The following is a 22,710-nucleotide window of genomic DNA, read 5'->3' as shown; positions in this document are numbered from 1 at the left end:
GAAACTGCCAAAACGGAATTTTAGACATTTAGTCCGATTTTTTTTTGATATCCTTAAGAATCCATTCGAGTTGAAGATCTTTGCCTTGACTTACATTATAGAAATCTGCATCAACTTCAACATCAGGCATTACGCCACGTTTTTGCCCAAGAGGTTCGATGTTAGGTTGGATAAAAAGTAAACCGATTGGTAGATTAAGTTTAGAATAGGTAAGTTCAATCGTGTTATTGAAACCTGCGACTGTACCATCATTAGCGCCGCCAGTCTCTTCACCAACGATAATGGCGCGTTTGTCGTGTTTTAATTTTGCTGAAATAACAGAAGATGCAGAAAAGCTTGAGCCATTTACTAAAACATAAATTTTCCCTTGGAAAGCATCTTTTTTGGACTTACTTTCCTTAGCAGCAGATTCTTTAAAAATAGATTTACCTTCTTTATTTTTTCCTGATAAAAAACGATTACCAGCGATAAAAAACGGATAAGCTGGCGCTGAAATTATTTTGCTGGTTGTTGGTAAATTGTAAAAATAATTACGGTGAATTGCTGCATTTTCAAAAGTCATTTCTGGCATTTTTGCCAAAGTATAATTCTCAGTTGTTAGGTAAGAATACAGATTGTTGATTTCGTCCAAAGAACCACCAAGATTATTTCTAATATCAAGAATTAAATATTTTGATTTAGCTTCTTTTATTTTTTTAAAGCTTTTTTTATAAAATTTTGAAGAACCTATATCCGAGAAAGTTTTTATTTTCATGTAAGCGACAGAGCTATCTGCGACTGCAAAACGCATATTTCGGTTGAAAGAGTTGGTTCTCGCATCAAAATCATAGATTTTTTTTATCTCTTTACTAGGCGTATATTTTTGTTTTTTAATTTCCTCTTTATCAACTCTTTTTAAGACAAAATCACTAATCTGATTTTTGAATTTTATCTTTAAACTAGCTTCACTCAAAAGACCATATTCTGCGGTGTAATAATTAAAAAAAGTCTCGCTCAACGCATATTTGTAATAGGTTTGGTTGTAAGCGTCCGAAGTCATAACACTTCGATATTTTTTGATTAAATCTTTAACTTTTACACCATTTATTTCTAAAATTTCGGTGCCAGGAAGAAGCTTCTTCTCTGAATCAACCGTTGGTTTATAAACGATCATTTTTTCATCCGAAATACGATAGGTATATTGTCCAAAAAGTGGCGTTTTTTTATCAAAAACTTTTGTTTCTGCCTTTGTGTATTGTTTTTGCGGAATGCGAAGTCGTAGATGACCTTGTCGGATTTGCGCGATAACTGGCGCGAGTTTAAAATAAAATTCTTGCCTGTTTAACGGTTCCGAAATCGTGCTTTTGAGACTGTCAAATTTCTTTTCTAAACCTTTTTCAGAAATGTACCAATAAAGTTCGGGGTGAAATCGTTTAAGAGAAACATAGGTTTGGTCAATATCGTCTTGCAGTTGCTGGATAGGGATTTTTTTTTCGAATTCGGCATTAGCTTTTTTGACAGATTGACAACCTGTTATTAAAAAACAAAAAACGAATAAATAAAGTCTTGACATCGAATATAAATCTTTCCGAAATCAAATGTAATGTTTTTATTGAAAAGTTTTTAAAAACTATTTATGAATGATAATTAATTAAAATTAAATTATCTTGCTAACCCATTATGGTATTGATTTTGTCATGACTAAAAAAGCTAAATAAGAACCAAAATTATGATTAAACAAATTTTGACCACAATGATGATTGCAGCAGGTACGACACTTGCGTTTGCACAAATGAAAAATGTAGGAAGCTTTACAAAACTTAAAGTTTTTGATCAGATTAATGTAGAACTAATCCCTGGCGACGAGTATAAAGCCGATATTTCTGGAAAAAATGCTAGTAATGTAGAATTTGTAAATAGCGGCAATGAGTTAAAAGTTAGAATGGTCACTTCTAAAGTGATGCAAGGTGATGCAACGAAAATTATCTTGTATTACAAAAACCTTGGAAGCATACAAGCGAGCCAAGGCTCTATTATTTCATCGACCTCTCCAATTACGTCTTCTAATCTAAGTTTAATATCAAATGAAGGTTCGGTGATTGATGTTCTTGCGAACTCCGCAGCTATTACTTCTAAAGTGAACACTGGAGGTTTAATAAAAATTGCTGGTGAAACGACTACACAGGATGTTGTTGTTAACGCTGGCGGAAAATATGAAGGTGCAGAATTGAAGTCCGAAAATACTTCGGTGACTGTTAATGCTGGCGGTGAAGCTAATGTTTTTGCGAGTCAAGATGTTACGACAACGACTCGTGCAGGTGGAATTATTAATGTATATGGTAATCCAGAAAATCGAAACGAGAAAAAATTTATCGGCGGAAAAGTGAATTATAAATAATTTAATAATAATCGATTATAAAAAAAAAAGCTATTCAGTTGTGAATAGCTTTTTTATTTTATTGTTCTCCATTATTTGTGTTCGTAGAAAAGCTTGCAAATGCTATGCCACAGAAATAAATTGAGATTTATTAAGACTCGAAGAATGTCATCAAATCCATATAATTTTTTTGATTAACACCATGTCCACTCATATATTCTCTAAAACTGAAGTAGCAACTTAAATCGTAAAGCAATTCTGCAGCTTTTCGTCCCCAATCAATCGGGATAACAGCGTCATCTGTCCCATGAGAAACAAAAAATCTTAATTGCTCTAGTTTTTTCTTATCCTTAACAATGTTTGTTAAAAGCTTTTCTTCTGGATAACTGCTAAGACATGCAATTTTATTAAATAATTGAGGAAAACGTAATGCCATCGCGTAACTCAAAATTCCGCCTTGACTGAAGCCACAAAGATGCGTGGGGTTATCGACCAAGCCGTATTGGTTGCTGATTTTCATGATAGCTTCCATTATTCCAGAAATTGCAGCTTCCGCTTGTTCCACATCCACATATTTTTCGGGATTTGTAAGATCGATGTCATACCAAGCATAACCACCATAAGGCGTGTCTTTTGGCGCTCGAAAGCTTACAACTAACCAATCTTTGGGAAGCGTTGGTACAAAGCTAAAAAGGTCTTCTTCGTTGCTTCCATAGCCATGTATTAAAACTAAAAGTGGTGTAGAAGAAGTAATATTTTCGGGTTCTCTAAGAAGGTATTTTAAATCCATAAAGCAAAGATACTTTTTTAGTTTTTAAAGAAGCAAAAATCCTAAATGACGAATTGTCTTATAAATAATTAATGTTGAATAGCATAGGCTTTCTTTCTTTCTTTCTTTCTTTCTTTCTTTTTTCGCTTTCTTTTCAAGTTTTTTCAAAGCTTTTTTCTTTTTTTCGCAGCATATTCTATTTTATACTTAATAAAACCGTAAATAGATAGAACGAGAAAAAATCCTAAACCTGTACAAATTACTGCACCGCCAAAGCTCGTGTACCTTTTGCCTAAGATAAAATAATCGTAACCAATATTTAGGAATAGATAGATTAAAACAAAAAATGCAATGGGAAAAACAATGTAAGCGAAAATTATAAGCAATAAATTGGAAGACTCTTCGAAACCTCCAGTTTTTGCAAAAGTGTAAAAGATAAAGTAAAACATAAACATAAAAGCTAGTGTCACAATGTTCATGACAAATGCAAATGTTTTGATAGGTGTTTCTTGCATCCTAACTTTGTTATCTTCAACAATAACTTTTATGACGCTCCCGACTGGTTTCTGATTAATTTTACTGAAAGAAACATCTCCTTTGGCTTGTCTAATATTTCCGTTTTTATCGCGATATTCTAAAGTTGGTTTATAGTAAGTATTAGTGCTTGTTCCTCTGCCGATATTTCTTCGATTTGAGTCTTGCGAAGTACTTGTAAAAGTGTCGTAATTACCAATAGTTGCGGTTTGTTTATTAGGATTTAGTTCGTCTTTAATTGTGGTATAAAAACTTCCAAAAATTCCGAAGAACAACACAGCAACAAAATAAGAAGCAACGCCACCAACAATTCCTCCAAAAATACGTTGAAACATTGGTCGATGACTTTGATAAGAGAACCATGTCCCAGCAATACATAAAGCTGCCAGAACTGTAAATATCTGTATGAAAATGTTGTCACTGTCCTCGAAAGAAAGCGAAAATGGATGCATAATTGTGTTTGTCCAACGAATATTAAGATTTTTGACACAAAAAAAGCTTCCCCGATTTGAGGAAGCTTAGTCTATGTAGGTTTAAATAAAAACTTAAACAACTTTTATGATAAAGTAAGACTTTTTGCCTTTTTGTAAGAGTAAAAATTTACCATCGATAAGGTCACCTTCCGAAGCTGTAAAAGTATCATCAACTTTGTCTTTATTTACAGAAATTGAATTCCCTTTTAGTTCACGCGTAGCCTCAGATTTTGATTTCAAGAAACCAGACTTTTCCGAAACCAAATCCACGATGTTAGCACCGATAACTTCCGATTTTGCGATTTCCTTTTGCGGAACGCCATCAAAAATCTGTAAAAACAAATCTTCATCAAGACTTTGTAAATCCTCAGCAGTCGAACGTCCAAAAAGAATTTCCGAAGCTTTCAACGCTTTTTCGAACTCCTCTTTTCCATGAACCCAAATTGTCACTTCTTCCGCTAGACGCTTCTGAAGTTTGCGCTCGTGTGGCGCCGTTTTGTGTTCCTCGATCAAAGCTTCGATTTCTGGCTTGTCTATAAAAGTATAATATTTAATAAAGCGCTCAGCATCGTCGTCTGTCGCATTTAACCAAAATTGGTAGAATTGATAAGGCGAGGTTCTTTTCGCATCCAGCCAGTAGTTTTCACCACTTTCAGACTTTCCGAATTTTGAACCGTCCGCTTTAGTAATCAATTTAGTTGTCAATGCAAAAGCTTCACCTTGGGCTTTACGACGGATTAGTTCAGTCCCAGTCGTGATGTTTCCCCATTGGTCAGATCCACCCATTTGCAACTTCATACCCATAGTTTGGTATAGGTGCAGGTAATCGTAACCTTGCATCAATTGGTAAGTGAATTCTGTAAAGCTCATTCCGTCCGCGCCATCTTCGCCAGAGAAACGTTTTTTAACAGAATCTTTCGCCATCATATAGTTAACGGTGATGTGCTTTCCGATATTTTTAGCAAAATCCAAAAACGAAATATCCTTCATCCAGTCATAGTTGTTCACCAATTCTGCTTTGTTAGGTTCGTTACCATCAAAGTTTAGGAATCGTGACAATTGACCTTTAAGACAATCAACGTAATACAAAAGGGTAGCCTCATCTAACAGATTTCGTTCTGCGGATTTTCCAGATGGGTCACCAATCATCCCTGTCGCGCCACCAACCAAAGCAACTGGTTTGTGTCCATGACGTTGAAAATGAGCCAAAATTTTAATTGGAATCAAACTTCCGATGTGTAACGAATCTGCAGTTGGGTCAAAACCAATATAGGCTGTGGTCATCTCTTTTTCAAGTTGCTCCTCAATCCCAGGCGTCATGTCGGCAAAAAGCCCGCGCCATTTTAGTTCTTCAATAAATGCATTCATTCGGTTAAAATTTAATTTGCAAAGTTAAGCAATTGCTTTCTCCCACGCCTCATAAAAGCGCTGATAATTCTTAGGAGCCAGGAACCTGCTTTCCACTATATCTTTTGGGTTGTCGCTCGGACGGCTCGGCTGCGCTCCGCCGCCTCACGCCAACCCAAAAGGATGCCGTGTCAATCAGGGCTAGGGGATTTACTGTTCTATGATCATTGGTTCAGGAAAGATATTTTCTCTACCAAGGCGTCAGTTCGAGTAGCGAATCGTATCGAGAACTATTTTGAACAAAGTTCTCGATACGGTTTTTTCAAAATCTATTCTAACTGACGATAATTTTCTAATCTTAAACTCAGGCTATGACCGACTTCACAAAGTTGAAAGCTTCCGATTCCCAATTTTTATTTTCGAGGAGGATTTTCACGAAAGCAGTTCCGATGATGCCGCCTTGTGCTTTTTCGGTCACCGATTCAAAATCCTGTTTGTTTTTAATTCCGAATCCTACATAAACAGGATTTTTAAGATTGAGCGAAGCAAGTCGACTCAGATAACCATCATTCTTCAAAGTTGCGTTGGCATTTCCTGTTGTCGAAGATGAACTTACGGCGTACAAAAATCCAGAACTCAACAAATCCAAATATTTGATGCGCTCTTCCGAAGTTTCGGGTGTCACCAAAAAACTAAAATTAATATCATATTTTTTTAAGATCTCGCCGTATTGTTTCTCAAATTCGAAAGCTGGCAAATCTGGAATTATTAATCCCGAAACGCCTATTTCCTGACATTTTTTGCAAAAATTCTCAAAACCAAATTGCAAAACTGGATTAATGTAGCCCATCAAAACTTTTGGAATCGTAACAGAATCTTTTATTTCTAAAAGTTGTTCGAACAATTTCGCGATAGTCATTCCGTTTTTTAAAGCCAAAATGTGGGCATCTTGGATAACAGGTCCATCTGCAACAGGATCCGAATAAGGAATACCTATTTCCATCATATCTGCTCCAGAATCTTGGATAAGTTGAGCAATTTTCCCCGTATCAATAAGATTAGGAACGCCTGCTGTAAAGTATATGTTTAATTTTTTCATTATAAAATAAGTGTTAATAGTTGATTAATTGCGTACATAATGACTTCGTTAATCAGTACGACAACGACCGCAACAGGAATATAAATCCATCTAAATTTGAAAGTGAATCTGCCTTCCAAGGCTATGTAAGCTTTAATAATTTTGTGTCTATGTCTATAAAAAACAAATAAAATAACCAATTGATAAAAAATAGCGTTGGCTAAAGCGCCTTGGAGAACTCCGAAAAAGTAATCTTGCAAAATGATGTTTGTCAAAATAGTTGTCAATACCAAGCCTCCAACTAGTCGTGTTCTTGGGATTACTAAAAGAAGTGCACCCAAAATTTCGAAGAAGCCAATTATTATAACATAAGGTTTTGAATAGGAATAAAAAGCCCACATCAACGCCATAGGATCTAGCTTATTAACTAGTTTTGTATAACTAGAAATGTCTCCAAATTGTAAAGGTTTTCCAACGCCATATCCAATCATGTAAATCGCTACAATAATTACAGAAATCCATTCGAAGATGTTGAGTATTTCTTCTTTTGTTATTTTGAGTTGTTTCATATATTTAATTGTAAAAAGTACAACGTAAATTGTATTATTTTTTTAGTTTAATATTATGTACATTTTACATCGTACTAAGTACAGAAAGATAGGTTTCCATGTCTTTATCGCCACGTCCGGACAAACAAATCACGACCACATCATCTTTTTCGAAATTTTTCTTATCCAAAACCGCCAACGCATGGGCACTTTCGAGCGCTGGAATAATGCCGTCGAGCTTGGTCAAATCGAAAGCTGATTTCAGCGCTTCATCATCCTTGATACTGAAAAATTCTGCGCGTTTTTCTTTGAAGAGATTAGCGTGCATCGGTCCAATCCCTGGATAATCCAGACCGGCAGAAATTGAATATGGCTCGATAACTTGGCCATCTTCAGTCTGCATCACCAAACTTTGGCTGCCGTGCATAACGCCCAAAGTCCCAAGAAAAGTGGTTGCCGCCGACTTCCCCGAATCGACGCCCAAACCGCCAGCTTCGGCAGCAATAATTTTGACTTTGGGTTCGTTTACAAAATGGTAAAAAGTCCCCGCTGCATTGCTTCCGCCGCCAACACAAGCGATAACATAATCGGGATTTTTGCGACCGGTTTGTTCGTGAAGTTGCTCTTTAATTTCTTTTGAAATCACACTTTGGAATCGCGCCACCAAATCGGGAAAAGGATGCGGTCCAACAACGCTACCAATGATGTAATGTGTGGTCGTTGGATTGTTGATCCAATCTCGCAAAGCCTCGTTGACAGCGTCTTTAAGAGTTTTGGAACCCGAAGTTGCGGGCACAACTTTTGCGCCAAGCATTTTCATTCTAGCAACATTGGGCGCCTGACGTTGTATATCGATTTCGCCCATATACACGATACATTCGAGCCCAAGAAGTGCGCAAGCTGTCGCGGTTGCCACGCCATGTTGGCCAGCGCCAGTTTCTGCAATAATACGGTGCTTACCTAGCTTTTTTGCTAGCAAAGCTTGGCCAAGTGCATTGTTGATTTTGTGAGCGCCGGTATGGTTGAGATCTTCGCGTTTTAAATAAATGTTGGTGTGATATTTCTTGCTTAAATTTTTCGAAAAATAAAGCGATGTTGCACGTCCAACATAATTTTTAAGAAGCTCCTGATATTCGTTTTGAAAATCTTCTGAGTCGATGATTTCTAAATATTGTTCTTGCAATTCTTTGACATTCGGGTACAACATTTCAGGAATAAATGTACCTCCGAATTCGCCGTAATAGCCATTGTTATCTGGGTTTTTGTAGTTCATTTTATAATTTTTTTTATTTAAAAGAGTTATATGTTTTTAATATTATTTTTTATTTGAAAAGAGTTCCGAAGGAACGATTTAGCAAAGGATAGGAAGCTATTCCTATCTTTATAGAGTTTTAGTTTTTTAGTTCCAAAGGTATTTTTCGTCGTATTCGATTTAATATTTTTTATAATAATTTAGGATTTCGGTTTTGGATCCAAATTCTTTATGATGTTCCCGTTGGTTTTTAATATAATTGATGATTGTATTTACATTAGTTGGACTTACTGAAAATGCACCGTAACCATCTTGCCAAAAGAAGTTTTCATATTTTTCGGCTTTCGTTTTTATCCATTTAGAAGAATGCGCTTTTACTTCTTGAACAAGCTTTATCAAAGCAATTTTTAGTGATAATAAACATAAAATATGTAGATGATTGTCTGTGCCACCAATTTGTAAAGCTTGACTTTCGGAATCTTTGTTAAGGCTGGTTATATACGAAAACAATTCATTTTCTATTGCTTCGTCAATAAAGTCGACACGATTCTTTGTGCTAAAAATGATGTGAACATAATTTTTGACTAATAACTGTGACATAATTCTATTTTATTTTTTTCGAAAAATTGAATTCTATAAATCGGATTTTATCCGATTCTGATCTAACTCGTCCCTTTGCGACTTTTTATTTGTGTTATAAAATTTTTTATTTTTTCAATATCCTTATTACCAGCTTCGATTTCGAATTTTGAATTGATGTCAAAGGCAATAGGTTTTTGTTTTAAACTTGTTAATTGTTGGAAATTATCTTCTGAAATGCCGCCACTCAAAAAATAAGGCAAAGGAATTTCTAATTCGTTTAACATTGACCAATCAAATGATTTTCCTGTCCCGCCAAAAGCTTTGGAATCCGTATCAAATAATAAATTTGAAATTTGAGATTCGAGATTTAAGATTTTCGCTAGTTTGTTTTTGACTTCCGAAATGTCATTTCCAACTCGAATAACTTTGATGATTTGGACATCTTTAGACAGTTTTTGTTTTAATTCATAAATAAAATTTTCGTGTTCGTCGCCGTGCAGTTGAATATAATTGAGTTTTGCTTTTTCTGTTATTTCGAGAATGTTTTCTATGGTTTCGTTTACAAAAACGCCGACTTTTACTTTATGATTGATTTTTGAAATTTGCTTTACACTTAAATAATCTAACGCATATCGCGGCGACTTTTCATAAAAGATAAATCCCAAAAAATCAACATCCATCGCAACCAAGTCTTGGATTTGGTAAAGCTTTGTCAATCCGCAGACTTTCAATTGGATTTGAGATTCGAGATTTGAGATTTGAGATTGCATTGTCGGTTGATATATTTCTATTTTGATACATTAGTTACAAATTCTTCAAATTTGTTTCTCGGGTTGTCAGATTTCATAAAATATTCGCCCATCAAAAATCCATCAAAGCCTTTTTCTTTTAAAAATCTAAAATCTTCTTCATTGTAAATTCCGCTTTCAGCAATGGATAAAATGTCTTTCGGTAATTGATTTTTGAGATTAACCGAATTTTGTAAATCGACTTTGAAATCTTTGAGATTTCGGTTGTTGATGCCGACAAAGTCGATGTTGTTGTTAATGTGTTTTAGTTCTTTTTCTGAATGGATTTCCAATAAAACTTCAAGATTAAGTTGATGTGCTAAATCTGTAAATTCTGAAACTTGATTTGGAGAAAGGCAAGCTGCAATCAACAAAACGACATCAGCGCCGATTGCTTTGGCTTCATAAAATTGATAAGAATCTATCATAAAATCCTTACGCAAAATCGGAATGTTAATATGATTTCTGACAGAAATAATATCCTCAAAATTTCCGCCGAAAAAATCTGAATCTGTCAAAATAGAAACCGCGCTTGCTCCAAATTTTTCGTAAGCTGTAACAACTTCCAAAGACGAAAATTGATTGTTGATAATACCTTTGCTTGGTGATTGTCTTTTGAATTCTGCAATGATGCCAGATTTTGATTTTAAAGTGTTTTTTAAGGAAATAGTTTCTCTGTTAAAAAACTCGGAGTCTTTTAATTGTTGAAGGCTGACTTTCGTTTTTGAAACTTCCAGTTCTTGCATTTTACGTTCTATGATTTTATCTAAAATTGTCATTTTGTTACTTAATTTTCTATTGTTGTAGAATCTGCGTCCCGACTTAAGTGGAACTCCTTTTTTTGCATGGCAAAAGCTTTCGCAAAAAAGAGTGGGAACGGAAGGCGGAAAAGACGCCCAAATATTAAATTAAATTTTGAAAGGCTTTAAGCGCCTTTTTTGAGGTTAAACTTTCGCTTGCTAAAGCCAAACAATCCGAATAATTACCATACTTTTCGGTGTTTAACAAAGCCATTGCAGCATTGACACAGACAACCTTATTTTGAGCTTCTGTCGCTTCGCCTTGTAAAACTGACATGAAGATTTTGGCTGCTTCAGCTTTAGTTTTTCCACCGAAAATTTCTCTTGGTTTTAGATTTTCGAAACCTAAATCTTGCGCAGAAAAAATCTTTTCGCCTTGTTGTGTAAATATCTTGGAATCAGCAGTTAGTGAGATTTCATCATAGCCGTCCAAGGCATTAACCAACATGAAATTCTTGTTTTCTTTTTGAAGTAAATATTGATAAATCCTTGCAATCTCCAGATTTGCAACGCCAATCATCGAATATTTTGGCTGTGCAGGATTGACCAAAGGTCCCATCAAATTGAAAAATGTCTTCAAACCCAATTGTTTGCGAAGTGGCGCCACAGTCTTTAACGCAGGATGAAACAAAGGCGCGTGCAAAAAACAAATATTGGCTTTTTCTAAATCTTGTTGTAAATCTGTCTGAGTCGACTTGAATTTGTAACCCAATTCTTCTAAAACATTGGATGAACCGCTAACCGAAGATGCTGCATAATTACCATGTTTTGCAACTTTTTGACCAGCGCCTGCAACAACGAAACTCGCCAAAGTGGAAATGTTAAACGTGTCTTTTCCGTCGCCGCCTGTCCCGACAATATCTACAACATCGTCTGCGCCAAGGTCAATTTTGGTGCACAATTCCAATAACGCCTTGCGAAATCCATCAAACTCGTCCAAAGTAATGCTGCGCATCATGAAAACCGTGATGAAAGCTGTGACCTCGCTGTCATTGAATTTGTTCATCGAGATTTCTGTCAAAATAGCTTTGGCTTCGGATTTTGAAAGCGTCTGATGATTGAAAAGATATTCTAATATTTGTTTCATAATCTGGTTGGGTTTTTAGTTGTCGGTTGTCGGTGCTTGGGTTTTAAAAGCTAAAAATTTAAAAAATTTTCGAGGATTTGTTTTCCGTGCGGTGTTAAAATACTTTCTGGATGATATTGTACGGCATGGACGTCATAAGTTTTGTGTTTAAGACTCATAATCATACCTTTTTCATCAACTGAAGTGATTTCTAATTCTTCTGGAAATGCTTGAGGATTAACTGCCCAAGAATGATATCTCCCAACTTCTAAATTCTCTGGTAAATTCTTGAAAAGCGAATGTTTTTTAGTTTGAGTTGCCGTGGTTGCAACGCCATGATAAATCTCGGAAAGGTTGATTAAACTTCCACCAAAAGCTTCTGCAATCGCTTGTTGACCAAGGCAAACGCCGAAAATGGATTTGGTGGGCGCATAGGTTTTGATGACTTCTAAAAGTATTCCTGCCTCAGATGGGATTCCGGGGCCGGGAGAGAGGATGATTTTATCATACTTCTGAATTTCTTCATTAGTAATTTCATCGTTTCTAAAAACGTCAACTTCGTGACCTGCGATTTTCTCAATGATCTGTACAAGGTTGTATGTAAAACTGTCGTAGTTGTCGAAGACTAATATTTTGTTTTTCATGTTTTTATTTTTTAGTAATAAATTATATCAAAATAAATAGGATTCATTCTATTCTTTGTTATACCGTCCCTTTGGGACTTTTTTGTTTTTTGATGATTTATTATTATCCTTGAATTGCAGCCCGACTTGAGCGGAACTCCTTTTTTGAATTGCAAAAGCTTTGGCAAAAAAAGAGTGGGAGCGGAAGGCGGAAATGCTGCCCAAAAATTAATGCATTTTTTCAGCTTTGGAAATCGCTTTTTTGAGTGCTCCTAATTTATTATTGACTTCTTGGAGTTCATTTTCTGGGATTGATTTTGCCACCAAACCAGCACCAGCTTGATAATACAGTCGGTTGTCTTTGCTCAAAAAAGTACGTATCATAATCGCTTGATTGCAACTCCCATCGAAACCAACAAAACCAATGCAACCTGCATAAAAACTACGCGAAGTCTTTTCGTAATCGTCAATTAATTGCATCGCGCGATATTTGGGTGCGCCACTCAAAGTGCCTTGTGGAAAGGTCGTTGCAATCATTTCGTAAGGATTTTGATTTTCTGAAACATCGGCAACAACTTCCGAAACCATGTGAATGACATGCGAAAAGAAATGAATTTCTTTGAGTTTTGAAACTGTTGTGTTTTTCCCATGAATACTTAAATCATTGCGCGCCAAGTCCACCAACATTGTGTGTTCTGCATTTTCTTTCGGGTCTTTTTTAAGGTCTTCCGCCGATTGTAGATCTGTTTCTACATTTCCTGTTCGTTTGAAAGTCCCAGCAATAGGATGAATAATGGCTTTTCCATCTTTGATGATCAATTGACTTTCCGGACTCGAACCCATTAATTTGTAATCGCCATAGTCGAAGAAAAATAAGTAAGGCGACGGATTAATATTCCGCAATGCTCGATAAACATTGAATTCGTCACCGCGAAATTGCTGCTCAAATCTTCTACTTAACACCAATTGAAAAACATCGCCACGGAAACTGTGTTTCTTGGCAAGTTCTACCAAATCTAGATAGTCTTGATCGGTAAGATTTGAAGCTTCTTCACCTATTTTTTCAAAAGGATAAATTGGCGCATTTTTCTGATTGATGATATTTTCGACTAAAGAAATTTCAGATTTTAAACCATCGATTTTATTTTCGATAACGTACATTTCGTCGTTGTGGTGGTTAATTGCGATGACATATTGGTACAATCTGTAACGAAGAAGTGGGATTTTGGTTTCGTAACTTTTTTCTTTAAACTTAATATTTTCAAAGAAGGGAATGGCGTCATAACTCGTATATCCAAAAAGTCCTTGGGCTTGGGTTCCGATGTCATGATTTGGCTTTTCACAGTTAAAACTTTGAGAAAAGTCTTGAAGTATTTCTGTTAGTTTTTCGTTTGTTAGTTGGACTTTGAAGGGATTTTCCAAAGGAAATTTCAGTTCGGCTTCGTTGTAATTTCTGATTTCGATACCAGCGATAGCATTAATGCAAATGAAAGAATAGTTTCTGTCATTATTTTGATTACCAGCACTTTCTAATAGAATGGTATCACGAAACTGATCTCGAAGTCTTAGATAAATTCCGATTGGTGTAAACAAATCAGCTAGTTTAGATTTAACCGATGTTTTGATTTGGATATTGCGTTTGATGTTCATTTTAATAATGTTTTTAGTTTGACCAAGCCGCAAAATCCCACAAAAAAAGACTTTAACGGATTCGTCAAAGTCTTTGTGATTTAATATTTTATTTCTACACTATACAAAAAGCCGAATGGCTTCAAGACCTTGACCAAGATTTTGAGACCACCACCAGTTTTTGTTTAATGATAAATTCATAAGGCAAATGTAATTTTTTTTTTTAATAAAACAATAGTTTTAAGAAATTTTTTATTCAAATTTAAGAACAAACATAAAAGCATGTGTTTGCATTGTTGAAATACCAGCTGCCCAATAAGGTGCAGTTTCTGGATTGTCGGCAACAATTTCGTTGTTCATAAAGAATGTTCCACGAATAGCTGGCGTCAGTTTGAAACGGCTGAAGTAGATCTGCATTCCGATCTCCGCGGTCCAACCAAAATTGTGCGTTGTAGAACGGAAAATATTTCGAGAATTATCTTCTGTACTGGTTTCGTTGGATTGTAAATTCATCAAATAATTGACACCACCAGCGGCGTAAGGACGTGTATTGTACCATCTGTCACCGTGGATTTCTAACATAATTGGAATGTCAAGGTAGGTCGATTTTACTCTTTTTACCTTGTCGATATCTGTTAAACTGATTGGTGTAAAAGCTGGAAATTGTGTAGTACCACCTGAATATTTATCATTACTTTGCGTATTAAAAGTATATTCTCTCTCAGTAAAATGAAGTCCAGGTTCCATACGAAGATCTAAATATTCGTTAAGACGCATCTTCCCTATAAGTCCTGCACCAAAGCTATAGCCAGGTTTTGAGGTGATAAGACTTTGCTGACCATTCATCCCGTAATACGGATCCAAAACTAGTTTTGAATCAAAATTATTCGCGGCAAGATAAAATCCCCAACTGAATTTTTGTGTGTCAAAATCTTCTAGGTTATCTAATCTATCTTTTTTCCTGAAAATATCCGTCAATTGTGCATTAGCTGAGAAGCTGCACAAGAGTCCGAATACTACAAGATGTTTTAGTTTCAGTTTTATCATCCTACTATTTTGTGGCTTTATAAATAGTTGCAATACCTAAGCTTAGTTTTTTATATTCTACATTAGAAAAGCCTGTTTGCAACAATATATTTTTCATTTTTTCGCCAAAAGGGAAGGCATTAACCGAGTCTGGCAAATAGGTGTAAGCCCTGTTATCTTTGGATACCAACTTGCCAATTGCTGGCAAAATGTTTTTGAAATAAAACATATAAAGTGGTCCCATAAGTCCTTCAACTTTTGAAAACTCTAATATATAAACACTTTTGTTATTTTTCACAACTCTTTTTAATTCGGCTAAACCTTTTTCAAGATTTTCAAAATTACGAACACCAAAAGCTACTGTCACCGCATCAAAATGATTGTCCTCAAAAGGTAGATGTTCTGCATCGCCTTTAATCATCGTTATTTTGTCCAACAGGTTCTGCTTTTTCACCTTTTCGATACCAACATTCAACATTTGTTGAGAAAGGTCAAGTCCTGTAACTTGCGCTTGTGTACCTTTTTGCACTGCAATAGCAAGATCTCCCGTTCCTGTTGCAACATCCAAAACACTTTTTGGTTGGTCTTTATTTAACCATTTAACCAAAGTATTTCTCCAAAGCACATCAATCTTCATTGATAAAACATGATTAAGAAGGTCATACTTTGGTGCTATGTTGTCGAACATGTCTTCGACTTGACTTTTTTTGCTGTTACCGCTGTTATATGGTGTTACTTTATTATGATCCAAAATAAAAATATATAATTAAACGTGAAATTTGATTAAAACTTATAGTTTTCGTTGTAATAATTAATAAAATCTTGTTTTCTAAAGATTTTGGTGCGGCTTTCTACCTTGTCAATATTTTTGATGACTTTGTTATAATCTTCATCGATATTAAAATAGAAATCTTCGCAATACAATTTGTTCTCTTTTTTGATGTTTCCAAGAAAAGGTTTACCATCGATGTTAATACTTCCTTGTGCCATAATCAAAGAATCTTTATCACGGAAGTAACCATAAAACTGTTTGAAAACATAGTAATCTTTATGCGCAATATTGATTAGTCCTCGTTGGTTCTTTACATCAAAAGCAGAATCATACAGCATTTTTTTGTTTTGGTCAAAAACTTTGATGCTATTTTTTCCTTTATTAAGGTCAACCTTTAGATATTGACCAGATGATAAAATCTTTTGTTCGCCATTATTAACACTAAAGAAATAAGTGTCTGGTGTTGGATTATCCACCAAATAATAATTTTGTTTTGCTAGAAATATAAAATAAGTTGCAAAAGCCGCAATTGCTGCCAAAATAGCAAACAAAAGCCCCTTTAACGATGGGTTGTTCTTTAACATTTTAAAATTTATCTTGTTGATTAGTTTTCAAAAAGACAATGCGCAAATTTAGTAATAATTTGTAAGAAATTTAGATGATAAATTTCGTATTACTTATAGTTGTAGATACTTCTCTGTGATTGTGCATAGCTTTTCTAAGAAATCTCGACTTCTTATTCAAAAAAATATGTAATTTTGTTCTTTTAATTATTCAAAAATCTTCAATGCCAAATACAGTTATTATAGGCTCTGGATGTTATATCCCAGAGAATGTTATCACCGGTTCTCACTTCATGGACTCAGTTTTTTTTGACGAAAACAACGAAAAAATTGATAAACCAAATGATGAAATCATTCAAAAATTTGTAGAAATTACAGAAATTGAAGAAAGACGTTACATCAGTGCAGGTGACTATAACTCGGATTTGGGACTTCGCGCTTCTTTACAAGCGATTGATGATGCGGGTATTGATAAAGAAGAAATTGATTACATTATCTACGCAACTAATTTTGGTGAAGTTGATGAAAGAGGAATTCCGAATTTCATGCCTTCTTTAGCGGCTAGATTAAAAAATAAATTGGGCATCAAAAACAGAAAATGTATCAATTATGATATGATTTTCGGTTGTCCAGGTTGGGTAGAAGCTTTGATTTTGGCTGATGTTCTACTAAAATCTGGTCGTGCAAAAAATATTTTGGTTGTGGGTGGCGAAACTTTGAGCCGCGTTACAGATAACTATGACCGAAACAAATTAATCTTTGCAGATGGCGCTGGTGCGGTTGTCGTGACAACAACAGACGAAGAAAATGTTGGGATCATCGCAGATTCTACAATTTGTGATAATGGCGAAGAATTATGTTATCTGGAAAATGGACCATCATTAAATTTAGAAGATAAAGAGAAGCGCTTATACATCAGAATGCGTGGTCGCAAAATTTACGAATATGCTCTTAAAAATGTTCCTGATGCAATAAAAGCAACGATCGATAAAGCTAACTTAGATATTTCGGACATTGATAAAATCTTAATTCACCAAGCGAATGCGAAAATGGATTATGCAATGATTTCGAGATTGTTCAAGCTTTATGGGATTAAAGATTATGATCATGCGATTTCGCCAATGACGATTCAGAAGTTCGGAAACTCTTCGGTAGCAACAATTCCGACGATGTTTGATTTGATCAGAAAGGGCAAAATGGAAGGACAAAGTTTCAAACCTGGAAGTTACATTATTTTCACTTCTGTTGGCGCTGGGATGAATATCAATTGCGTGGTATATCGTTTTCCAGCTGATAAAATTTAATTTATTTAAATAAAAATAAGTCAAAAAGGCACAAAGTAACAATTTGGTTTACTTTGTGCTTTTTCTTTTTGCACATTTTTTTAAATTGTTTTTAAATGATGAAAAATATTTTGGGAATAATAGTTTTCTTTATTCTCATAGAATTTTATATTTACCAAGCTGTTCGCACTGTCGTTAGTCAGCCTTGGGCGCGCGGCGCATATTGGGTGATCACCATTGCTATCTATGCAATTTTGATATATTTGGTTACCCAATTCGATCGTACCGTTCGTAATCCAATGCGGGTCAACATTATTATGGGACTTATTTTGGTGTTTGTAATGCCCAAACTTTTAACCTTTGTTTTCTTATTAATAGAAGATATCGTTAGATTGTCAAGGTATGGATTTCAGGCGCTTTCTTCAACCAGTTCTGCGCATATGCCGAGCAGGAGGAAGTTTGTAAGTTTGGTAGGTTTGGGTGTTGCAGGATTGATGTCTTACGCGTTTTTGGATGGAATGATTTTCGGAAAATACCGTCATCGCGTTCGTAAAGTGAAATTAAAATTGAAAGGTCTTCCCGAAAGTTTTAAAGGTTACAAAATTGTACAAATCTCAGATGTCCACAGCGGAACTTTCCAAGAGCCCGCAAAATTGCAACATGCGATCGATTTAATTAATCAACAAAAACCAGATTTAGTCCTTTTTACGGGTGATATGGTGAATAATTATGCGGAAGAATTCCAGCCGTTCATTAATTTGTTTAAATCTATTCAGGCGAAAGATGGAAAATTTTCGGTGTTAGGTAATCACGATTACGGCATGTATGGAAAATTTAATTCTAAAGAAGAAGAGCGTCAAAATGTTCCGAATCTAATTAAATTTCAAAAAGAAGCTGGCTTTAGAATGTTGCGAAACGAAAATCTTAGCATCGATAGAAATGGTGAAAAAATCTACCTACTCGGTGTCGAAAACTGGGGCGAAAAACCTTTTCCACAATACGGAGATCTTGATAAAGCTTTACAAAATGTGCCAACAGATTCTGTTAAAATTTTGATGTCGCACGATCCAACGCATTTTGATTATGTAGTTAAAAATCATCCTAATTTTGTGCACTTGACATTGTCTGGGCACACACATGGGATGCAATTTGGGGTTGATCTCAAAAATGTGAAATGGTCGCCAGTAGAATATAAGTATAAAAAATGGATGGATCTTTATGAAAGTAACGATCGCTATCTCTACGTTAATCGAGGTTTTGGCGTCATTGGTTATTCGGGAAGAGTAGGGATTTTACCGGAAATTACCTTATTTGAATTGAGTTAAAACTTATTTTAAATATATAGAAGCCTTTCAGAGTTTCAAACTTTGAAAGGTTTTTTTATTCTAGTTAATCAAAATTTTAAAATAAATAATCCTTCATTCTCGACGTTGCGATTTCTTTTTCGGTAACAAATTCTAAGAAAGCGATAAGTTTGTCCTCAAATTTTTTTCCAAGATTATATTTTTTATAAAACGGAAACTTATAAGGCAAATTTTCCTTTTCATAAAACTGCCAAGCATTCATGTAGACTTGGACGTAATCTTCGTTTTGAAGCGTTTCCAAAATCATGTTTTCATAAAACTGCAAAGGCGTCATCTGGAAAACATAATCATTGAAGGGCAACTGAGAATAAGGCGATAAACTTTCTGGGACAATCACAAGATTATCATCATAATAAAGCTGCGTTTTTTCCTTTTTTAAACGACGAAAAACGAAACCAATATTAGAATGCTCAATATCCGAAACGTAAGAAAAACCTAGGTTTTTAATATCTTTATTGGGAAGTCGTAATAATTTTTGGCGAAGTCCACGGACACTTTTTTGAAGCTGATCTTCGAGATTATTTTTGACAATTTCGATATCTGCAACGGAGGACGAAATGTTGTACAAGGCGACTTCGTGACCTGCAGAAACTAACTTTTTTAAAGTTTTGCTAAGTCGTTCAGCTATTTTAACTTCGACAAAAAAAGTCACTAAAATGGAATAGATCTCAAGATTTTGAAGAATAATCTCAAGGTTTTGTTCCAAAGATGCTATCAAAGTTTCGTCGTCCAAATTCGGATCCGCGCGATCTTCTCCAAAAGGAATTGTAAGATTGAAACTCAATAACAGCATCTCCAGAACATATTTTTATGACTATTTAGCCAATTTTATTTTTAGATTTTTAATCATGTCTTCCGACATTTTTTTGATATCAAAATCGTAGCTAAGTCCCCAATCTTGTTTTGCAACAGAATCGTCAATGCTTGCTGGCCAAGAGTCAGCAATCGCTTGACGGAAATCTGGCTCATATTTAATCGTGAAATTAGGAATGATTTTTGTGATTTCTTCAGCCAATTCTTTAGGATTAAAGCTCATGCCTCCAAGATTGTAAGACGTTCTAACTTTCACATCATCTTTTGGCGCAGTCATCAATTTAATCGTTGCATTAATGGCGTCATCCATGTACAACATTGGCATTTTTGTATCTTCTTTGATGAAGCTTGTGTAGTTACCATTTTCTACAGCTTCATAAAAAATCTCTACTGCATAATCTGTTGTTCCTCCACCAGCAGGCGCTTTCCAAGAGATAAGACCAGGATAACGGATACTTCTCACATCAACACCATATTTATCAAAATAATATTCGCACCATTTTTCACCCGCCATTTTTGAGATTCCGTAGACTGTTGACGGGTTAAGTACGACTTCTTGTCCAACATTTTCTTTAGGAAGTCCTTTTCCGAAAACAGCGATAGAACTTGGCCAAAATATTTTACTAATTACACCTTGTTTTGCCAATTCACAAAGATGAAGAAGTGGCTCTAGATTAAGCTTCCAAGCGAAAAGAGGTTGCTTTTCCGACGTCCCAGAAAGTAGGGAAGCCAAATGATAAACTGTTGTTATATTATGTTCTTTGATAAAGGTGGTCATCGCGTCAAAGTTGCTAACGTCCAATCTTTCGTAATGTCCAACTTCTGTAATGCCTTCTTTCCACTTGTCAAGGCCAGATGCAAACACATTTTCTTTACCGTAAAGTTCAACTAATTTTAATGTTAATTCGGTGCCGATTTGTCCCAAAGCACCAGTCACAAGAATGCGTTCTGTAGGGCTACTCATAATTACTTTTTATGTTATACAAAACTAAAGAAAAATAACTGCTCACCGAAATTTTTAATCGAAATTATCCACGATTTTATAATGATAAATATGCGATTCCCAAGAATTATTAAGTACCTTAGTTTCATTAAAATTTTAAAAATGAAACCTATCCTGAGACTTCAAGATTTTATTAAAATAAAAAACAATCCTGACATTCGAATTTATGATGTGAGAACAGGATCAAATGCTGTTGAAAATTACAAAAATGAGCATCTCAAAAATGCAGCTTATGTAAGTTTGGATACTGATTTGGCGGAGATTGGTGATTTCAAAAATGGTGGACGACATCCATTGCCGAGCTCAGAAAAATTTGCGGACACTTTAGGGAATCTAGGAGTAAATCCCAATTCGCATGTTGTGATATATGATGATAAAAATGGGGGCAATGCTGCGGCGAGGTTTTGGTGGATGCTAAAAGCACTTGGTCACGAGAAAGTACAAGTTTTGGATGGCGGACTTCAATCTGCAAAAGCCAACAATATTGAAATAGAATCAGGAGATTTTAAATATGAAAAAGAAAATTATCCAAGTTCTGATTGGATTTTACCAACTATAAAAATTGAGGACGTTGAAAAGGCAACACAAGACAACGGTTTTGTGATTATTGATGTTCGCGAAAACCAAAGATATGCGGGGATTACTGAACCAATCGATTTGGTTGCTGGCCATATTCCGAATGCGATTAATATTCCGTTTGCTGAGAATCTTAACGATAATGGAAACTTCAAAACGCCAGAAGAACTTCATAAAAAATATGAGGAAATTTTTAATCAACATTCTAAAAATCAAATTATTGTGCACTGCGGTTCTGGTGTAACGGCTTGTCACACCTTGTTGGCGATGAATGAAGCTGGTTACGAGATACCAAATCTTTATGTTGGTTCTTGGAGCGAATGGTCTCGAAGTAAAATATAATTGATTGATTCTAAATGAAATATTCTTTTAAAAATGATTATACAGAAGCTTGTCATCCTAATATTTTGCAAGCTTTGGTGGATACTAATTCGATGCAGCAATTGGGTTACGGACATGACGATTATTGCAAGCAAGCTGCTGCTATTTTTCGATCAAAAATTAAAAATGAAAAAGCAGGTATTTTTTTTGTAAGTGGTGGGACACAAGCTAATCTGTTGGTGATTTCTTCTTTGTTAAAACCTTTTGAAAGCGTTATCGCGGCGCAAACTGGTCACATCGAATCCAACGAAACTGGCGCTATCGAAGCAGTTGGTCATAAGATTAATTTGATACCAACTGACAATGGAAAAATAACGACAGATGCGATCCAAAAAGTATTGGACACACATCAAAATATTCCGCATCAAGTCCGTCCAAAATTGGTTTATATATCAAACACGACAGAAGTCGGATCACATTATTCCAAATCTGAATTGGAAGATTTATATCGATTTTGTCAGTCAAAAAATCTTTTGTTTTTTGTTGATGGCGCAAGATTATCTCAGGCGATTGCGATTCCTGAAGCGGACTTAAGTTTAGAAATTATCGCTAAAAATTCGGATGTTTTTTATTTTGGTGGAACAAAAAATGGAGCGTTAATCGGTGAAGCTATTATTTTTAATGACGAAAAATTGTGTGAAGATTTTCCATATTTCATCAAACAAAAAGGTGCGATGTTGGCAAAAGGACGATTGTTGGGCATTCAGTTTTTAGAATTGTTGAAAGACGATTTGTATTTAAAACTTGGAGAACATGCGAATCACCAAACTCAAAAACTTAAAAATGCTTTTGTTGAAGTTGGGACAGAATTTTTGACAGATTCGTCGAGTAATCAAATATTTCCGATTCTTAAAAAGGAAGATATTGAAGTTTTGCAAACCCAATTTGATTTTTATGTTTGGAAAGAAATAGATACAGACTTCGCAGCGATACGTTTGATTTGTTCATGGGCAACGACGGACGAAGCAATTGAAGAATTTGTTGCAGCCATCCGCAATTTGAATTAATTTTTAGAAAAAAATGCAATTCAAAGTTTAATATTTTCTAAGCTTTTGATATTTTTGTTCAACAAAATTTACAATAA

23 protein-coding genes are annotated in these 22,710 nt (G+C 35.1%); 5 read left to right on the top strand and 18 right to left on the bottom strand.

Annotated elements, in window-relative coordinates; genetic code table 11:
* Positions 1 to 28: 28 nt before the first annotated feature.
* The gene (locus tag AC23MB_RS03620) at positions 29 to 1,552 is read right to left on the bottom strand and encodes a S41 family peptidase (RefSeq protein WP_487786529.1); all 1,524 of its coding nucleotides are present in this window, start codon (positions 1,550 to 1,552) and stop codon (positions 29 to 31) included.
* A gap of 156 nt (positions 1,553 to 1,708) precedes the next feature.
* On the opposite strand from AC23MB_RS03620, the gene AC23MB_RS03615 reads away from it, so the two are divergent.
* Positions 1,709 to 2,377: a head GIN domain-containing protein gene (locus AC23MB_RS03615; protein ID WP_312324647.1), complete on the top strand. Its 669-nt coding sequence runs from the start codon at positions 1,709 to 1,711 to the stop codon at positions 2,375 to 2,377.
* A 130-nt stretch (positions 2,378 to 2,507) separates the two neighbouring features.
* Here AC23MB_RS03615 and AC23MB_RS03610 read toward each other — a convergent pair whose 3' ends face one another.
* The 15 genes from AC23MB_RS03610 to AC23MB_RS03540 form a co-directional block, all read right to left on the bottom strand.
* Entirely contained in the window at positions 2,508 to 3,146 is a 639-nt protein-coding gene (locus AC23MB_RS03610) for an alpha/beta hydrolase (RefSeq protein ID WP_312324648.1), read from the bottom strand.
* A 143-nt stretch (positions 3,147 to 3,289) separates the two neighbouring features.
* Complete coding sequence (locus tag AC23MB_RS03605) at positions 3,290 to 4,111, bottom strand: hypothetical protein (protein WP_313028099.1); 822 nt, start codon at positions 4,109 to 4,111, stop codon at positions 3,290 to 3,292.
* Between the two features lie 93 nt (positions 4,112 to 4,204).
* On the bottom strand, positions 4,205 to 5,500 hold the full coding sequence (gene tyrS, locus AC23MB_RS03600) for a tyrosine--tRNA ligase (protein ID WP_312323788.1): 1,296 nt from the start codon (positions 5,498 to 5,500) through the stop codon (positions 4,205 to 4,207).
* 343 nt (positions 5,501 to 5,843) lie between these two features.
* The gene (trpA, locus tag AC23MB_RS03595) at positions 5,844 to 6,578 is read right to left on the bottom strand and encodes a tryptophan synthase subunit alpha (RefSeq protein WP_487786528.1); all 735 of its coding nucleotides are present in this window, start codon (positions 6,576 to 6,578) and stop codon (positions 5,844 to 5,846) included.
* Positions 6,578 to 7,126: a DoxX family protein gene (locus tag AC23MB_RS03590; protein WP_487786527.1), complete on the bottom strand. Its 549-nt coding sequence runs from the start codon at positions 7,124 to 7,126 to the stop codon at positions 6,578 to 6,580. Before AC23MB_RS03590 ends, trpA begins: the two co-directional genes overlap by 1 nt.
* A 64-nt stretch (positions 7,127 to 7,190) precedes the next feature.
* Positions 7,191 to 8,378, bottom strand: coding sequence for a tryptophan synthase subunit beta (gene trpB / locus AC23MB_RS03585; RefSeq protein ID WP_487786526.1), 1,188 nt, complete (start codon positions 8,376 to 8,378; stop codon positions 7,191 to 7,193).
* A 159-nt stretch (positions 8,379 to 8,537) separates the two neighbouring features.
* Positions 8,538 to 8,957 (bottom strand): IS200/IS605 family transposase, encoded by a 420-nt coding sequence (gene tnpA / locus AC23MB_RS03580; RefSeq protein WP_487786525.1) that lies wholly within the window; start codon positions 8,955 to 8,957, stop codon positions 8,538 to 8,540.
* Positions 8,958 to 9,019: 62 nt separating this feature from the next.
* Positions 9,020 to 9,709: a phosphoribosylanthranilate isomerase gene (locus tag AC23MB_RS03575; RefSeq protein ID WP_374329885.1), complete on the bottom strand. Its 690-nt coding sequence runs from the start codon at positions 9,707 to 9,709 to the stop codon at positions 9,020 to 9,022.
* Between the two features lie 17 nt (positions 9,710 to 9,726).
* Entirely contained in the window at positions 9,727 to 10,506 is a 780-nt protein-coding gene (gene trpC / locus AC23MB_RS03570; RefSeq protein WP_374329887.1) for an indole-3-glycerol phosphate synthase TrpC, read from the bottom strand.
* A 124-nt stretch (positions 10,507 to 10,630) separates the two neighbouring features.
* The gene (gene trpD / locus AC23MB_RS03565; protein WP_312324264.1) at positions 10,631 to 11,614 is read right to left on the bottom strand and encodes an anthranilate phosphoribosyltransferase; all 984 of its coding nucleotides are present in this window, start codon (positions 11,612 to 11,614) and stop codon (positions 10,631 to 10,633) included.
* A 50-nt stretch (positions 11,615 to 11,664) separates the two neighbouring features.
* Positions 11,665 to 12,237, bottom strand: a complete 573-nt coding sequence (locus AC23MB_RS03560) for an anthranilate synthase component II (protein ID WP_312324263.1) — start codon at positions 12,235 to 12,237, stop codon at positions 11,665 to 11,667.
* A gap of 207 nt (positions 12,238 to 12,444) precedes the next feature.
* Positions 12,445 to 13,866 carry an anthranilate synthase component I family protein gene (locus tag AC23MB_RS03555; protein WP_487786524.1) on the bottom strand — a complete coding sequence of 474 codons (1,422 nt, stop codon included), beginning with the start codon at positions 13,864 to 13,866 and terminating at the stop codon, positions 12,445 to 12,447.
* Between the two features lie 231 nt (positions 13,867 to 14,097).
* The gene (porT, locus tag AC23MB_RS03550; protein ID WP_487786523.1) at positions 14,098 to 14,892 is read right to left on the bottom strand and encodes a type IX secretion/gliding motility protein PorT/SprT; all 795 of its coding nucleotides are present in this window, start codon (positions 14,890 to 14,892) and stop codon (positions 14,098 to 14,100) included.
* Between the two features lie 4 nt (positions 14,893 to 14,896).
* Complete coding sequence (gene ubiE, locus AC23MB_RS03545) at positions 14,897 to 15,622, bottom strand: bifunctional demethylmenaquinone methyltransferase/2-methoxy-6-polyprenyl-1,4-benzoquinol methylase UbiE (RefSeq protein ID WP_313028118.1); 726 nt, start codon at positions 15,620 to 15,622, stop codon at positions 14,897 to 14,899.
* A gap of 32 nt (positions 15,623 to 15,654) precedes the next feature.
* Positions 15,655 to 16,227 (bottom strand): hypothetical protein, encoded by a 573-nt coding sequence (locus AC23MB_RS03540; protein WP_374330684.1) that lies wholly within the window; start codon positions 16,225 to 16,227, stop codon positions 15,655 to 15,657.
* A 203-nt stretch (positions 16,228 to 16,430) separates the two neighbouring features.
* Here AC23MB_RS03540 and AC23MB_RS03535 point away from each other — a divergent pair, with 203 nt between their 5' ends.
* Positions 16,431 to 17,510 (top strand): 3-oxoacyl-ACP synthase III family protein, encoded by a 1,080-nt coding sequence (locus AC23MB_RS03535; RefSeq protein WP_312324283.1) that lies wholly within the window; start codon positions 16,431 to 16,433, stop codon positions 17,508 to 17,510.
* Positions 17,511 to 17,605: 95 nt separating this feature from the next.
* Positions 17,606 to 18,814 carry a metallophosphoesterase gene (locus AC23MB_RS03530; protein WP_374330682.1) on the top strand — a complete coding sequence of 403 codons (1,209 nt, stop codon included), beginning with the start codon at positions 17,606 to 17,608 and terminating at the stop codon, positions 18,812 to 18,814.
* Positions 18,815 to 18,890: 76 nt separating this feature from the next.
* Here the strand turns inward: AC23MB_RS03530 and AC23MB_RS03525 are convergent, their stop codons facing one another.
* On the bottom strand, positions 18,891 to 19,646 hold the full coding sequence (locus AC23MB_RS03525) for a polysaccharide deacetylase family protein (protein ID WP_312321746.1): 756 nt from the start codon (positions 19,644 to 19,646) through the stop codon (positions 18,891 to 18,893).
* A gap of 21 nt (positions 19,647 to 19,667) precedes the next feature.
* The gene (locus AC23MB_RS03520; RefSeq protein WP_487786522.1) at positions 19,668 to 20,630 is read right to left on the bottom strand and encodes an NAD-dependent epimerase/dehydratase family protein; all 963 of its coding nucleotides are present in this window, start codon (positions 20,628 to 20,630) and stop codon (positions 19,668 to 19,670) included.
* Between the two features lie 141 nt (positions 20,631 to 20,771).
* Here AC23MB_RS03520 and AC23MB_RS03515 point away from each other — a divergent pair, with 141 nt between their 5' ends.
* Positions 20,772 to 21,587 carry a sulfurtransferase gene (locus AC23MB_RS03515; RefSeq protein ID WP_487786521.1) on the top strand — a complete coding sequence of 272 codons (816 nt, stop codon included), beginning with the start codon at positions 20,772 to 20,774 and terminating at the stop codon, positions 21,585 to 21,587.
* Positions 21,588 to 21,601: 14 nt separating this feature from the next.
* Complete coding sequence (locus AC23MB_RS03510) at positions 21,602 to 22,633, top strand: threonine aldolase family protein (RefSeq protein WP_487786520.1); 1,032 nt, start codon at positions 21,602 to 21,604, stop codon at positions 22,631 to 22,633.
* Positions 22,634 to 22,710: the final 77 nt, after the last annotated feature.

The sequence above is a fragment of the Soonwooa sp. T0.1_25 genome (assembly GCF_057652215.1).
This window is presented reverse-complemented; position numbering and strand designations above follow the sequence as displayed.

Bases quoted from the DNA above. Each gene is read 5' to 3' on its own strand.
- AC23MB_RS03590 (WP_487786527.1), bottom strand. From the start codon at position 7,126: ATGAAACAACTCAAAATAACAAAAGAAGAAATACTCAACATCTTCGAA.
- AC23MB_RS03620 (WP_487786529.1), bottom strand. From the start codon at position 1,552: ATGTCAAGACTTTATTTATTCGTTTTTTGTTTTTTAATAACAGGTTGT.
- trpB (WP_487786526.1), bottom strand. From the start codon at position 8,378: ATGAACTACAAAAACCCAGATAACAATGGCTATTACGGCGAATTCGGA.
- trpD (WP_312324264.1), bottom strand. From the start codon at position 11,614: ATGAAACAAATATTAGAATATCTTTTCAATCATCAGACGCTTTCAAAA.
- AC23MB_RS03535 (WP_312324283.1), top strand. From the start codon at position 16,431: ATGCCAAATACAGTTATTATAGGCTCTGGATGTTATATCCCAGAGAAT.
- tyrS (WP_312323788.1), bottom strand. From the start codon at position 5,500: ATGAATGCATTTATTGAAGAACTAAAATGGCGCGGGCTTTTTGCCGAC.
- porT (WP_487786523.1), bottom strand. From the start codon at position 14,892: ATGATAAAACTGAAACTAAAACATCTTGTAGTATTCGGACTCTTGTGC.
- AC23MB_RS03515 (WP_487786521.1), top strand. From the start codon at position 20,772: ATGAAACCTATCCTGAGACTTCAAGATTTTATTAAAATAAAAAACAAT.
- AC23MB_RS03530 (WP_374330682.1), top strand. From the start codon at position 17,606: ATGATGAAAAATATTTTGGGAATAATAGTTTTCTTTATTCTCATAGAA.
- tnpA (WP_487786525.1), bottom strand. From the start codon at position 8,957: ATGTCACAGTTATTAGTCAAAAATTATGTTCACATCATTTTTAGCACA.
- AC23MB_RS03525 (WP_312321746.1), bottom strand. From the start codon at position 19,646: ATGCTGTTATTGAGTTTCAATCTTACAATTCCTTTTGGAGAAGATCGC.
- AC23MB_RS03540 (WP_374330684.1), bottom strand. From the start codon at position 16,227: ATGTTAAAGAACAACCCATCGTTAAAGGGGCTTTTGTTTGCTATTTTG.
- trpC (WP_374329887.1), bottom strand. From the start codon at position 10,506: ATGACAATTTTAGATAAAATCATAGAACGTAAAATGCAAGAACTGGAA.
- AC23MB_RS03575 (WP_374329885.1), bottom strand. From the start codon at position 9,709: ATGCAATCTCAAATCTCAAATCTCGAATCTCAAATCCAATTGAAAGTC.
- AC23MB_RS03555 (WP_487786524.1), bottom strand. From the start codon at position 13,866: ATGAACATCAAACGCAATATCCAAATCAAAACATCGGTTAAATCTAAA.
- AC23MB_RS03610 (WP_312324648.1), bottom strand. From the start codon at position 3,146: ATGGATTTAAAATACCTTCTTAGAGAACCCGAAAATATTACTTCTTCT.
- AC23MB_RS03520 (WP_487786522.1), bottom strand. From the start codon at position 20,630: ATGAGTAGCCCTACAGAACGCATTCTTGTGACTGGTGCTTTGGGACAA.
- AC23MB_RS03510 (WP_487786520.1), top strand. From the start codon at position 21,602: ATGAAATATTCTTTTAAAAATGATTATACAGAAGCTTGTCATCCTAAT.
- AC23MB_RS03605 (WP_313028099.1), bottom strand. From the start codon at position 4,111: ATGCATCCATTTTCGCTTTCTTTCGAGGACAGTGACAACATTTTCATA.
- AC23MB_RS03560 (WP_312324263.1), bottom strand. From the start codon at position 12,237: ATGAAAAACAAAATATTAGTCTTCGACAACTACGACAGTTTTACATAC.
- AC23MB_RS03615 (WP_312324647.1), top strand. From the start codon at position 1,709: ATGATTAAACAAATTTTGACCACAATGATGATTGCAGCAGGTACGACA.
- trpA (WP_487786528.1), bottom strand. From the start codon at position 6,578: ATGAAAAAATTAAACATATACTTTACAGCAGGCGTTCCTAATCTTATT.